Here is a 13636-nt window from a genome sequence, read left to right on the forward strand (position 1 = left end):
TATGTGGGCCGGCCCTCTCCGCTCTATTTCGCCAGCCGCCTGACCGACCATTTCGGCGGGGCGAAGATCTATCTTAAGCGTGAGGAGCTGAATCACACCGGCTCGCACAAGATCAACAACTGCATGGGCCAGATCCTGCTGGCCCGGCGCATGGGCAAGACCCGGATCATCGCCGAGACCGGTGCCGGCCAGCACGGAGTGGCCACGGCCACGGTCTGCGCCCGCTTCGGCTTGCCCTGCGTGGTCTATATGGGCGCGGTCGACGTCGAGCGGCAGAAGCCGAACGTGTTCCGCATGAACCTGCTGGGCGCCCAGGTGGTCCCGGTGACCTCGGGGTCGGCGACGCTCAAGGACGCCATGAACGAGGCGTTGCGCGACTGGGTCACCAACGTCCACGACACCTACTACCTGATCGGCACGGCGGCCGGCATGCACCCTTATCCGGAGATGGTGCGCGACTTCCAGGCGGTGATCGGTCGCGAGGCGCGCGCCCAGGTGCTGGCGCTCGAAGGCCGGCTGCCCGACGCGGTGGTCGCCTGCGTCGGCGGAGGGTCCAACGCCATCGGCCTGTTCCATCCGTTCCTCAACGACGAGGGCGTGAAGCTGTATGGGGTCGAGGCTGCGGGCTCCGGCATGGATACCGGCCGACACGCTGCGGCGATCAACGGCGGGCGCCCCGGCGTGCTCCACGGCAACCTCACCTACCTGCTGCAGGACGGCGACGGCCAGATCAAGGAAGGCCATTCGATCTCGGCCGGCCTCGACTATCCGGGCATCGGGCCGGAGCATTCCTGGCTGCACGACGTCGGCCGCGCGACCTATCTCACCGCCACCGACACCGAGTCCCTGGAGGCGTTCAAGCTCTGCGCCGAGTTGGAGGGCATCCTGCCGGCGATCGAATCCGCCCACGCGCTGGCCCGCCTGCCCGATGTGGCGGCCGAGGTCGGCAAGGGCGGCATCGTCGTGCTCAACCTGTCGGGCCGCGGCGACAAGGATGTCGCCACCGTCGCCGACTACCTGGGACGTTCGATTTGACCACGGCGCGTATCGACGCCTGCTTCGCCGCGCTGAAGGCCGAGGGGCGCGCAGCGTTCGTCGCCTATGTGATGGCAGGCGACCCGGATGCGGCGACTAGCCAGAAGATCCTCGACGGCCTGCCCGGCGCCGGCGCCGACATCATCGAACTGGGCATGCCGTTCTCCGATCCGATGGCCGAGGGACCGCCGATCCAGCGCGCCGCGCAGCGCGCGCTTGCCGCCGGCATGACGCTGAAGGCGACCCTGGGCATGGTTCGCGCGTTCCGCACACGCGACGACGCTACGCCGATCATCGCCATGGGTTATATGAACCCGGTTCTGAATTGGGGCGTCGAGGCTTTCGCTCGCGACGCCGCCGAGGCGGGCGTCGACGGCGTGATCCTCGTCGATGTTCCGCCGGAAGAGGCCGACCCCATCGCCGACGCCCTGAAGTCGGCCGGCCTGTCGCTGATCATGCTGGCGACGCCGACCAGCGACGACGCGCGTGTCGGCACGATCGTCCGACGCGCCTCAGGGTTCGTCTACTACGTCTCGGTGGCCGGGGTGACCGGCGTCAAGGAAGCCGATGCGGACGCTGTCAGGCCGGCGGTGGAGCGGGTGCGCCGAATCTCTGGCCTGCCGGTGGCGGTCGGTTTCGGCATCCGCACGCCCGAGCGCGCGGCCGCGGTCGCCCGCGTCGCCGACGCCGTGGTCGTGGGCTCGGCCCTCGTCGAAGAGGTGGCCAACGGCCTGCAGATGAACGAAGACGTTACCTTGAGCGTGCTTTCAAAAGTCGAATCGTTGGCTAAGGCTGTCCGTTCCGCCCGATTCGGCCTGACGGTTTAGAACCATGGCGATGGCTGACCAAAAAGACGACAAGCCCGGCAAGGGGCCCCAAACCCCGAGAGAACGTCGCGGCTGGCTGGCGCGGATCGCGCCTGGCGTGCGCAACGCCTTCGCCAAGCGCGAGACGCCCGAGAACCTGTGGGTCAAGTGTCCCGACACGGGCGAGATGATCTACCGCTCGGACCTGGAGGCCGCCCACTGGGTGACCCCGTCCGGCAGCCACATGCGCATCGGCACGCAACTGCGCCTGCGCTACACGTTCGATGACGGCAAGTTCGAGAAGATCGCATCCCCGGTGGTCGCCGACGACCCGCTGAAGTTCCCCGACGAGCGCCCGTACGCTGAACGGCTGAAAGCCGCGCGCAAGTCGACGGGCGAGCAGGACTCCGTCGCCATAGCCTTCGGTCAGATCCAGGGCCAGCCGGTCATCGTGCTGGTGCAGGACTTCGCCTTCATGGGCGGCTCGTTGGGCATGGCTGCGGGCGAAGCCTTCATCAAGGGCGCTCAGGAGGCCGTGCGGCGCGGCGTGCCGTTCGTGGTGTTCACCGCCTCCGGCGGCGCCCGGATGCAGGAAGGCACGCTGTCGCTGATGCAGATGGCCCGAACGACGCTGGCGGTGAACGAGGTCAAGGCGGCGGGCCTGCCCTACGTGGTGGTGCTGACCGATCCCACCACCGGCGGGGTGCTGGCGTCGTACGCCATGCTGGGCGACATCCACCTGGCCGAGCCCAATGCGACCATCGGGTTCTCCGGGCGCCGGGTCATCGAGCAGACCATCCGCGAGACCCTTCCCGCCGCCTTCCAGAAGTCGGAGTTCCTGGTGGAGCGCGGCATGGTCGATCGGGTGGTGACCCGCAAGGACCTGCCCGAAGTGCTGGGCTCGATCCTCAAGACGCTGATGATGGGCCGCTCACGCGCCCAGGCGGCCTGACCGCCACCCTAGGACCCGCTTGGCATGTACGATGAGATCCGCGCCTTCGACGCGTTGATCGCGAGGCTGCGCGAACAGTTCCCCTCGCTCATCGACCTGTCGACAGGGCGGGTCGAACGCCTGCTCGAACAGCTTGGCCGCCCGCAGGACCGGATGGGGCCGGTGGTCCATGTGGCCGGCACCAACGGCAAGGGATCGACCTGCGCCTTCCTGCGCGCCATCGGCGAGGCGGCGGGCCTGCGGGTGCACGTGCTGACCTCGCCGCACCTGGTGCGCTTCGCAGAGCGGATCCGCATCGCAGGCACGCTGGTGTCGGAGCCGGAGCTGCGCGAGCTGATCGACCAGGTGATCGCGGTCAACGCCGGCCAGGAGATCAGCTTCAACGAGATTCTGACGGTCATCGCCTTCGAGGCGTTCGGCCGCCAGCCGGCCGACCTCTGCGTCATCGAGGTGGGCCTGGGCGGCCGTTTCGACAGCAGCAACGTGTTTCCCGCACCCGCGGTGAGCGTGATCACGCCGGTGGACTATGATCATCTGGAGATGCTGGGACCCGAACTCACCAAGATCGCCTGGGAGAAGGCCGGGATCATCAAGGCCGGGCGCCCGGCGATCGTCGCCCGCCAGCGCCCCGAGGCCGCCCAGGTGATCGAGGCCGAAGCCGAGGCGCTGAGAGCGCCGGTGTGGATGATGGGCCGCGAGATCGACGCCTGGGAGGAACGCGGCCGTCTGGTGGTGCAGACCCCCGACCGGCTGCTCGACCTGCCGGCTCCCAGCCTCGGCGGGCGGCATCAGGCGGAGAACGCCGGCCTTGCGGTCGCCGCAGCGGTACGTTTCGCCGGCGCGCGCATCGACGATCAGGCGATGGCGGGGATCGCCAATGCGGTGTGGCCCGCGCGCTTCCAGCGCCTGACGACCGGCCCCATGGGCGCGCCAGCCAAGGCGCTGGGCGCTGAGTTGTGGCTGGATGGGGCGCACAATCCGCACGGCGCGCTGGCGCTGGCCGAGACCGCTCAGCGGATGGCCGCGCGCGATCCCCGGCCGCTGACGCTGATCGTGGCTATGTACGGCCGCAAGGACCCGCAGGGCTTCTTCCAGGCGGTGGCGCCGCTGGGCGCGCGGATCATCACCACGACGTTCGAGTCCGCCACCGCCATGACCCCGGAGGCGCTGGCTGCTGCGGCTGTCGAGGTGGGATTGCAGGCCGAGCCGGCTGAGGATGTGCAGGCGGCGCTGGACCTCGCGCTGGCGGCGAAGGGTCCCGCGCCGCGCATCATCATCTGCGGTGGGCTGCATTTCGCCGGCGAGGTCCTGGCGTTGAGCCCCGAGACCTGGCCGACCTAGAAGCCCGCCCCGGCTTTCACCGGGGACGGGCGCAATCCGTTCAGGCGACGCTTTGCACGCCGGCTTCGGAGAGCCATTCGAGGATCTTCTGCTTGGGCATGGCGCCGACCTTCATCGAGGTCATCTGGCCGCCCTTGAACAACATCATCGTCGGGATGCCGCGCACGCCGTAGCGCGACGGCGTGGTGGGGCTTTCCTCGATGTTGAGCTTGGCCACGGTCACCTGGCCGCCCAGCTCGTCGGAGATCTGCTCCAGCGCAGGCGCGATCTGCTTACAGGGGCCGCACCATTCAGCCCAGAAATCGACGAGCACCGGCCCATCGGCCTGAAGAACGTCCCGGTCAAAGGACTCGTCGGTGATTTGCACGGTGCTCATTTGAAGGCTCCTCTTGCGGCCGGACCATCAACGCGGCGACCGCATTCCCGATCCGGCATGTAAGCGGGTGACGCCACGGTATCAACCACTGCGGCCAAGCTCGACCAATGATTGGGCCATCAGGTTTTCTTGAACCGGCATCAGCTTAGGGCCGTCGGTCCACACCAGGGCCGCTTCCACCGTGCGTCCGGGAAACACTTCGCGCAGCACCGCGGCGTACATCGCCATCTGGCGGATGTAGGCGGGGTCGGCCGCCTGGATGGTCGCCGGCGACGGGCGGTTGGTCTTGAAGTCCACCACCAGCACCCGGTCTGGCAGCACCACCAGCCGGTCGATACGGCCCGAGATCGCCAGGCCGGCCGGCAGGCTGGACGCCCCGCCGGTGATCGCCACCTCGGCGCGGCTCCCGGGACCGAACACCTCGGCGAAGCGGGGATCCCGCAGCACCGACAAGGCGGCGGTGGCCATCTCCGCGCGTTGGACATCGTTCAGGTCGGTCTCGCGGCCCAGGAGGGTCGCCGCCGCGGCGGCGCGGTCGGACGCTGGCAGGTCGGGCAGGATCTGCAGCAGGCGGTGGATCAGATCGCCCCGCCGGAAACGCCCCAGCCCGGCGGTCTCGATCAGCGGGGAGGGCGCGCGCCCGGCGTCGGACGCAGTCTCGGACGGCTGGGCGAAGCGGGCGAAACCTTCGGCCTCGGCGTCTTCCCCTGCCCAGGACGGCAAGGCGGAGGGACCGGAGTCGCTGCGCTGCGACGCGCCCAGCGCGCGCGGGTCCGGGCCGAAGCGCAGGGCGGTGACTGCACCGCAAGCCGCCGGGCGCACGTGCGGCGCCACCTGCTCGTGATCCAGCGCCGCCTTCAACAGAGGCCACCAGCCCTTCAGGCCGTCCTCGCGCCGGTTCGCCGCGATCCGCCCGCAGATCACCAGCCGGTCGCGGGCCCTGGTCAGGGCGACGTACAGCAGGCGCAAGGCCTCCTCGTCCTCCTTGCGGGCGCGGCGCTCGCGCGCGGCGGCGGAGGCCTCGCAGTCGGTGGCCTTCGATGCGCTCCACAGGAAGCCGCCTTTGTCGGTCTCCATCAGCGGCGATCCGCGCGCGCCGGCCTGGGCGGCGGCCTCGGGCAGGAAGACGATCGGCGCCTCCAACCCCTTGGCGCCGTGGGTGGTCATCACCCGCACCTCGTCGCGCCCGTCGCCCATCTCGCGCTTGACGACGATGTCGAGGTCGGCGAACGCCGCGATCAGGCTCTCCAGGTCGTCGACGCCGCGCGCCTCGGCGGCCAGCACCTGGTTGAGGAACTCGTCCAACGCGTCCTCCGCCTCGCCGCCCAGCCGGCGCAGCAGCCGGCTGCGCGTCGAGCGCCCCTGCGCATCGCGCAACGACAGCATGCGGCTGAAGAACTCGAAAGGCCGCCGCTCCCCCGCCAGCGCGCGCGCCTGGGCCAGCAGCGCGGCGGCCCCCTGCCAGTGCGGCCGTTCAACAGCGCGCGCATGCAGCAGGTCCCAGAGGTTCAGCTCATCCCGGCCATGGGCCAGCGCGTAGAGGCTGTCGTCATCCAGGCCGCACAGCGGGCTCTTCAGCAGCGCCGCCAGGTTCAGCTCGTCGCGCGGGAATTGGACGAATCGGGCCAGCGCCATCAGGTCGTCGAAGACGATGTGCTGCGACAGCGCCAAGCGATCGGCCCCGCCCACCGGCACGCGGGCGTGCTTCAGCGCGCGCAGGATGTCCTCGAACAGCGCGCCGCGTTTTCGCACCAGGATCAGCACGTCGCCAAACCGCGCGGGGCGCCAGGCCTGGGAGTCCTTGTCGAACACCGCGTCCCCGCGCGCCACCAGATCGCCGATCTCGCAGGCGATGGCCTCGGCGAGCCGCCGGTTCGCGCCGGTCTCGGCCTCCGCATCCAGCGGCGCGTCCCAGGCGCCGCGTTCCTCGCCGCGGATCTCCTGCACCAGCGGCCACACGTCGACGCAGCCGCGATGGTCGGCGCGCATCGGCTCGTGGCGCAGCGGTTCCAGCCTCGGCGGCGCGCCGGCGATGAACACCGCGTCGACGAAGCGCAGCACCTCGACCGTCGAGCGCCACGAGGCGGTCAGCGGCGCCACCACGCCGCGCCGCAGCGCCGCCTCGATCCGCAGCATGTAGTCCTGGGTCTCGAGGATCAGGCGTTCAGGGTCAGCGCCCTGGAACGAATAAATCGACTGCTTGTCGTCGCCGACGATGAACAGGCTGCGTTCGATCTGCGTGTCGCGCGGGCGACCCTCGCCGGAGAAGAACTCGCCGGTCAGGGCGCGGACGATGTCCCACTGCTCGGGCGCGGTGTCCTGCGCCTCGTCGACCAGCACGTGGTCGATGCCGCCGTCCAGCTTGTAGAGCACCCAGGCCGCCGCCGGCCGCGTGGCCAGCAGCTTGCCCGTGCGCTCGATCAGGTCGGCGAAGTCCAGGGCGCCGGCGGACTGCTTCTCCAGGCGATAGGCGGTGAGGTAGGCGTCGGCCAGGGTGAGCGCATAGACGCTGTCCCAGGCCACCCGTGCGGCGCGCACCTTCTCGCGCCCGATCTCCAGCGCCCGCTGCGCGTCCAGCAGGCGGCCGCGCAGTGCCTCGTGCGCCTTCAGGCCGCTGGTCTTGGCGACCCACGTGGCCGGCGTTCCTTCGCCCTTCTCGGTGAACAGCACGGCCAGGGCGTCGGCCAGGGTCGGCGCCTCAAGTTGGGCGAGGGCGCGTAGTTGCGCGGCGCAGCGCTGGTCGGTCTTGCCGCCGGCGTCCAGCACCGCCGCCGCGGCCAGGCAAAGCTCGCCATCCAGAGCCGCCATGGCTTCGGCCGCCTCAGCCTCGGCGTCGGCCGGCCCGTCGAACCCGCAGGCCTCCCAGATCCAGGACTGCGAGCCGCGTAACCCGCCCTGGACGTCCAGGAAGGCGGCCAGTGCGCCGCGCCGCGCCTCGAAGGCCTGGAACATCGAATTGAAGGCGTTGAAGTCGAGGGCGACCGAGAACCGGGCGTAGGCCTCGGCGACCGCGCCGGTTCCTTCCAGGGCGTAGTGAGCGACGCCGCGCCGGGCGCTGGCGGCGACTGCGGCGGCGGCCACGTCGTCCATCACCCGGAACCCAGGCGAGACCCCGGCTTCAAGGGGAAAGCGCCGCAGCAGCTTCTCGCAGAAGGCGTGGATGGTCTGGATCTTCAGGCCGCCGGGCGTCTCCAGCGCCCGGGCGAACAGCGCGCGGGCCGCCGACAGGCGCGCCGGCTCGTAGTCGTCATTCGCCGCCGGACCTTCAAGCTCGGCGAGCTGATGCGACAGTTCGAGGTCGTCGCACACCGACCAGCGGCCCAGGCGCTCGAACAGCCGCCGCTGCATCTCGGCGGCGGCGGCTTTGGTGTAGGTGACGCAGAGGATCGCCGCCGGCTCGGCCCCGGCCAACAGCAGCCGCGCCACCCGATCGATCAGGGTCTTGGTCTTGCCCGACCCGGCGTTGGCGGTGACGAAGGCCGAGAGCGTCGGGTCGGCCGCGACACGCTGCGGGTCGGCGATGGCCGCGTCGACGATCAGGTTCACGCTTCTCCCTCCCCGTCATCGCCGCTGGTCGACCACTCGAACACGCGGGCCAGGTGATCGTAGTCGCTGGCGTACTGGTGGACGAACTGCGGGGCGGTGCGCGAGACATAGGCGCGCAACGGGTCCTCGAACTGTTCGATCAGGTCCTTCAGGCCGATCAGCGCCAGTTCGGCCGCCTCATGGGCCCGTTCGCCGGCCACGGCGCGCACCTCCTCGCGGCCGGCCGGCTTGCGCCCGGTGACCTCCAGATAGGTGAGATCGCCCGGGATCACCTCGCCGGCCTCGGCGAACCCGCCGGCGCCCAGGATCGCGGCGGTCAGGGTGAGTTGCGGCGAGAAGCCCGCGTCCACCACCTTCTGCGACGGCGCCTTGCCGGTCTTGTAGTCGAGGATGTGGCCGAACCCGTCGGGGGTCAGTTCGATCCGGTCGGCGATGGCGGTGACGGTGAACAGGCCGCCCGCCGTCTTGAACGTCAACTTGCCCTTGGCCTCGATCAACAGGGTCGGTCCGACCTTGCGGCGGCGGCGCTCAAGGTCGGCCACCCACATCGCCGCCTCGCGCGCCAGGGCGCGTTCGCGCGCCAACGCCGCGCGGGGCATCCCGGCCGCCTCCAACGCCTCGACGTAATAGCCCTCGAAGACCTGCGCCGCGTCGTCGGGCACCTCGCGCGGCCAGGTCTTGGCGAACCGCTCGAACGCCGCGTGGATGGCGGTGCCACGAGCGCGCGCCTCCACCGGCTCGTCCGGCCGCTCCAGGCGCCGCAGCTTGAGGATGTCGCGCGCCCAGACCGCATAGGGGTCGCGGGTCAGGGCCTCGACGCGGGTCACCGCCAGTACGCGCGGCCGATGCTCCACGGGCGGCGCGGGCGCGGGCCGGCGGGCCGGGGCGTACTCCCCAGGGGCGTCGAGGTTGCGCGCCCAGTCGAGAAGTTCGGGGCGTGTGGCGATGGCGACGCCCGCGCCGCGGGCCAGGGTCTCCAGCCGCCACAGCCAGCGCGACTTCACCGCCGGCGCGCCTTCGCGGCGCTCGGCGTGCAGCAGCACCACGTCCGGCGCGCAGGCCGCCTGGGCGAAGTCGTGCGCGGCCAGGCCGACCCGGCGCTCCGGCGGCGGCAGGCCCAGCTTCTCGCGCATGGGGCGCGACAGGAACGGATCCAACGGCGCCCCTCGGGGCCAGACGCCCTCCTCCAGGCCGGCCAGGATCAGGCGATCGGCGCGCACCAGCCGGGCCTCGATGGCGCCGAGGATGCGCAGGCGCGGATGAGTCGCGCCGCCGGCCCGCACCGTTTCGCCCTCGACCAGCCGCGACAGCAGATCGGCGAAGCGGTGGGCGGTGACCGCCGGCAGACCTTCGGTTTCCCGCATCAGCGACGACAGCAAGCGCCCCATGGCCTCGCCGCCGTGGCCGGCCCAGAGTTGGCCAGGTTCGCCGCTGGCGTCGGCGGCGATCGCCTCCATCGCGGTGGCCAGAGCGCGGGCCGCGTCGCCCGGCGTCGCCTCGTCATCCGCGAAGGGCGTGCAGAGCGCTTCGAGCACGACGCGCAGGCGTGCGGCGAGGTCAAGAGCGGCAGGATGGGCGTCGCCCAGGCGCGCCTCGATCACCTCCCAGGCGTCGGGCCGCGGCCCGCGCAACGCACGGCGCTCCAGCGTCTCGCGGGCGGCGTCGAGCGCGGCAGGCTCCAGCCCGAAGCGGGCGAACGGGTGCTTGAGGATCGCCAGCAGCACCACAGGGTCGAGCGGGTCGGCGCAGGCTCGCGCCACAAGGCCCGCCAGCACGCCGCAGCGGCATCCCGACAGCGCCTCGCCAGCCGAGGAGTCGGCGATCACGCCCCAGCGCGCCAGCTTGGCGGCCACGCGGCGGGCCAGGCCCTGGTCCGGCGCGACCAGCGCGGCGGTGCGCCCCGGGGTCTCCAGCGTCTCACGCAGCAGCAGGGCGGCGACGGTCGCCGCCTCCTCGTCGCTGCGCGCGCTGATCAGGCTGAGGCCCTCGAGGCCGGCGGCGATCGGGTCGATCTCCTCCTTCTCACCCTCAAGGCGCAGCTTGTTTATCACGCCCAGCCAGTCGGCGGTGGATTCGGCGGGGCGCAGCGCCTCGTTGACCACCCGGCGGCGCCATCGGCCCCGGGCCTGGAACGTGGACGAGGCCGGCCATGTGGCGACTGCGCCGCGATCCACCTCGGCCCGCAGCAGCAGACGGCGCATGGCGCCCTGCGGATGCTGTTCGCCGACATTGTCCCACGCGTCATTCGCCAGGCTCTCGTCGAGCCCCGGCAGCACCACTGCGCCCAGCGGCGCGGCGGCGATCACCGCCAGCAGGTCGGCGGTGGCCGGCGCAGTGCCGGTAGACCCCGCGGCGATCAGCACGCCGGGCGGCGGACGCTCCCGCCAGCTCTGCGCCAGGCGCCGCAGCAGGGCGACGCGGCGCGCGCTGACGTCCACCAGGCCCATGGCCTGCAGCCGCTTCGGCCACGCGTGAAGCGCCGCCTCGAGGAAGCAGCTGGACAGCCGCCAGTGTTCGGCGAGATCGGCCTCGACCAGTTCGTCCAAGCGGTCCTGGGCGTCGATCTCCTCGATCTGCAGGCTGTCGAAGAAGCTTCCCAGGGCGTCGGCCAATTCCAGCGCCTGGGCCGCGCCCGGCGCGCCGCCGGCCAGCAGATGCGCCTGGTCGTGGACCAGCCGGGTGAGTTCGAACCTGCGCCGCAGCGGCTCGATGGCGGCCGGCAGGTCGAGGGCGATGTCGCCCGGTTCGAACGGCGGTTCGCCCTCGTCCAGGTCGCCCAGCGGGCGCATCTGCGGCGGCAGCACCGCACGCCCTTCAGCGGCGGCCAGGAAGGCGTCGGCCAGCGCTCGCGCGCCGCGCCGGGTCGGCGTCAGCACCACGGCCTGCGACAGCGCCTCCGGCCCCAGGTCCACGAGCGCCGCCTGCAGGCCCTGCGCCAGATCCAGGGCGAACGGCCGGTGCGCCGGGATGTTGAACCAGCGCGGTCCGGGACGGCCGAAGATCGCCTCCCAGCTCACCTTAGCCTGGCCTCCGCCGCCTCCTGCGCAGCGAGGTCGCCGACGTGCATCCAGAACGCCTCCATCGGCACGCCGAACAGCCGTCCTTGCGCCGACAGCCGCCGCCAGGTGGGCAGGATCGAGAAGGCCGCGTCGGTTTCCATTTCGAGGATCTGGGGCTTGAGAATCTGGAAGCCGACGTTAGCGAATGGCGTCGGCTTAAGCGGATCGCGCGAGTGCACCAGCCGCCCGTCGGCGTCGCGCCAGAATCCCTCCGGCCCCTCGAAGCCGATGCCGCGTCCGCGCTGCACCAGCAGCAGCAGGCAGTCCATGACCTCTGGATCCCAGGCGGCCTTCATCGCCTCCAGCGGCGGTAAGCCCTCGTCGATCCAAAGGGAGTCGATGTTCGCCACCCAGATCGGGTCGTCGCCTAGTAGCGCGCGGGCGCGATGGATGCCGCCGCCGGAATCCAGCAGACCGGCGCGCTCGTCGGAGATCTGCACGCTGGGCCTCGATCGGGCGGCGAGGTGGGCCTCCAGTTGCTCGGCGAAGTGGTGCACATTGACAACCGCGCGCTCGACGCCGGCGTCGGCCAGGCGGTCCAGCACGTGGTCGATCAGCGGCTTGCCGGCCACCTGCACAAGCGCCTTGGGCTGGGTGTCGGTCAGCGGGCGCATGCGCGACCCGACGCCGGCGGCCAGCACCATGGCGGTGACGGGCGCGCTCACTGGCGCGCGTCCCGCGGCACGTTGCGGTCGAACCAGGCCTTGAGCGCGGCAAGCTCGGGATCGCCCAAGCAGCGGTCGAGGTATTCCCACAGCCTTGGCATGAAGGCGGCGTAGCGGGGCTTGGCGTCGCGGGTCACCAGGCGGGCGAAGATGCCGAGGATGCGGCTGATGTTGAGCGCGCCCAGCGCATGGTAGTCGGCCGTCAGAGCAGCCCGGTCGGCGTCGGGACGCAGCGCGAAATACCGGCCCAGCGCCGCGGCCTCAAGATCGGCGGAGACGTCGCGGCGCGCGTCGTGCAGCAGCATCGACAGGTCCCATGCCGGATGGGCGCGCAGGGCGTCCTGGAAGTCCAGCAATCCTACACGAGCCGCGCCCTCGCGCCCCGGCAGCCAGATCAGGTTCTCGGCGTGGTAGTCGCGATGGCAGAACACCGAAGCCCCGGCCGCGCCCCGCGCGTAGATCGGCGTCCAGAGGGCGTCCCATTCGGCGGTCGCGTCCGCGCCGAACGTGAGGTCGGTCTTCAGCTTGGGCAGCCATTCGACGAACAGGTCGCCGGCGGTGCGCAGCGCCACCGCGTCGTAGTCCAGCAGCGGCCAGTCTGCGCCATCGGCGCTGAGCATGGCCGGCGGGGTGATGGCGTGCAGGCGCACCAGCGCCTCGATGGCTCCGTCGTACAGGGGCCACTCGTCGGCGCCGTCCTCGATCAGCCGCGCGTAGAGGTCGTCGCCGAGGTCTTCCAGCACCGCCAGACCGTGCCCGGCGTCGTGGGCCTCGATGCGCGGCGCCGACAGACCCTGGGCGCGCAGCCAGCCGGCGGCGGCGACGAAGGCGTCCACGCGACCGGCGGCGAGCCGGGCCAGCGCATTGTATCCGCCCGCACGGCGCTGCTCGGGCGTCGCGTCCGGCGGGCAGGGATCGCTCTCCACCGGCGGCTGGTCCATGAAGATCAGGCTGCCGCCCATCGCCGGGTACAAGCGCTCGTAGCGGCGCGTGGAGGCGTCTCCGCTCAGCGGTTCCCGCCGCGCGGCGTCCAGCCCGGCGCTGCGCAGGAATTCGGCCTTCAGCGTTTCGCGATCAGAACTCAAGCTTGCGTCCTTCCCAGGCGCCGCGGGGCGCCAGCCGCGCGCGGCGACCGGTTCCCTCCAGGGTGATCTCTATATCGAGTCGCGCCGGTGGCAGGCGACCCTGCAGGCGCTCGGGCCATTCGATGACCGCCGCCCCGTCGTCCAGCGCCTCGTCCAGGCCGATCTCGTAGGCCTCGTCGGGCGAGTTCAGCCGGTAGAGGTCGAAATGGGCGATCTTGAGTCGCGCGCCCTCGTAGAACTGCACCAGGGTGAAGGTCGGGCTGGGCACCTCCTCGTCCGGCGTCGTCAGGGCTCGCACCAGGGCGCGGGCCAGCGTCGACTTGCCGGCGCCGAGCGGCCCGCTCAAGCAGATCGCCTCGCCTGGACGCAGCGCCGCGGCCAGCGCAGCCCCCAGCCTGGCGGTGGCCGCCTCGTCGGCGAGGGTGAGTTCACGGGCGCCGCTCATGCGAACGGCCGGTCAGGGCCGAGCGGCAGGGTCTGCTCGACGTAGCGTTTCAGGGCGGCGCTCACCTCGGCGGCCTCCCCGTCCAGCGCGTCTGGCGCGATCGTCGGCCCTACGGTCAGGGTGAAAGCTCGGCCTCGCTTGTTCAACAGCTCGTGGAACAGGGTGATGTCCCGCAGTTCGCTCGAAAACCGGTTGAACAGGTGGAACAGGGTGGAGGCTGGCCCGTCCAGGTGGATCGGGACCACAGGCGCGGAATACCGGCGCGCCAGCGACACTGCGCTCGCCGCCCACCGCGGATCGGCGAGGGTCCCGTCGGGCCCGCGGCG

Annotated in this window: 11 protein-coding genes; 4 read left to right on the plus strand and 7 right to left on the minus strand. The window is 71.4% G+C overall.

Annotated features, from left to right (window positions below; genetic code table 11):
* From trpB to Q8M88_RS13315, 4 genes are all read left to right on the plus strand, one after another.
* The coding region (gene trpB / locus Q8M88_RS13300; RefSeq protein WP_305597639.1) for a tryptophan synthase subunit beta at positions 1-1035 on the plus strand (1035 nt) is incomplete at its 5' end.
* Positions 1032-1862, plus strand: a complete 831-nt coding sequence (trpA, locus tag Q8M88_RS13305; protein ID WP_305597640.1) for a tryptophan synthase subunit alpha — start codon at positions 1032-1034, stop codon at positions 1860-1862. The genes trpB and trpA, both read left to right, overlap by 4 nt.
* A 4-nt stretch (positions 1863-1866) precedes the next feature.
* Positions 1867-2793 (plus strand): acetyl-CoA carboxylase carboxyltransferase subunit beta, encoded by a 927-nt coding sequence (locus Q8M88_RS13310; RefSeq protein ID WP_305597641.1) that lies wholly within the window; start codon positions 1867-1869, stop codon positions 2791-2793.
* A gap of 24 nt (positions 2794-2817) precedes the next feature.
* Complete coding sequence (locus Q8M88_RS13315; RefSeq protein WP_305597642.1) at positions 2818-4134, plus strand: folylpolyglutamate synthase/dihydrofolate synthase family protein; 1317 nt, start codon at positions 2818-2820, stop codon at positions 4132-4134.
* A gap of 40 nt (positions 4135-4174) precedes the next feature.
* Here Q8M88_RS13315 and trxA read toward each other — a convergent pair whose 3' ends face one another.
* The 7 genes from trxA to Q8M88_RS13350 form a co-directional block, all read right to left on the minus strand.
* Positions 4175-4510 carry a thioredoxin TrxA gene (trxA, locus tag Q8M88_RS13320; RefSeq protein WP_305597643.1) on the minus strand — a complete coding sequence of 112 codons (336 nt, stop codon included), beginning with the start codon at positions 4508-4510 and terminating at the stop codon, positions 4175-4177.
* A gap of 81 nt (positions 4511-4591) precedes the next feature.
* Positions 4592-8056 carry a double-strand break repair helicase AddA gene (gene addA, locus Q8M88_RS13325; protein ID WP_305597644.1) on the minus strand — a complete coding sequence of 1155 codons (3465 nt, stop codon included), beginning with the start codon at positions 8054-8056 and terminating at the stop codon, positions 4592-4594.
* The gene (gene addB / locus Q8M88_RS13330) at positions 8053-11073 is read right to left on the minus strand and encodes a double-strand break repair protein AddB (protein WP_305597645.1); all 3021 of its coding nucleotides are present in this window, start codon (positions 11071-11073) and stop codon (positions 8053-8055) included. The genes addA and addB overlap by 4 nt, the downstream gene beginning before the upstream one ends.
* Positions 11070-11780, minus strand: coding sequence for a nucleotidyltransferase family protein (locus Q8M88_RS13335; RefSeq protein ID WP_371132708.1), 711 nt, complete (start codon positions 11778-11780; stop codon positions 11070-11072). The genes addB and Q8M88_RS13335 overlap by 4 nt, the downstream gene beginning before the upstream one ends.
* A complete protein-coding gene (gene amgK / locus Q8M88_RS13340; RefSeq protein ID WP_305597646.1) occupies positions 11777-12865 on the minus strand; it encodes an N-acetylmuramate/N-acetylglucosamine kinase AmgK in 1089 nt (362 codons plus the stop codon). Before amgK ends, Q8M88_RS13335 begins: the two co-directional genes overlap by 4 nt.
* Positions 12855-13310, minus strand: a complete 456-nt coding sequence (gene tsaE / locus Q8M88_RS13345; RefSeq protein WP_305597647.1) for a tRNA (adenosine(37)-N6)-threonylcarbamoyltransferase complex ATPase subunit type 1 TsaE — start codon at positions 13308-13310, stop codon at positions 12855-12857. The genes amgK and tsaE overlap by 11 nt, the downstream gene beginning before the upstream one ends.
* Positions 13307-13636, minus strand: a 330-nt coding sequence (locus Q8M88_RS13350; RefSeq protein ID WP_371132709.1) for a GNAT family N-acetyltransferase, incomplete at its 5' end; no start/stop codon positions are given. The genes Q8M88_RS13350 and tsaE, both read right to left, overlap by 4 nt.

This window comes from Phenylobacterium sp. (assembly GCF_030693805.1).
GTDB lineage: Bacteria > Pseudomonadota > Alphaproteobacteria > Caulobacterales > Caulobacteraceae > Phenylobacterium.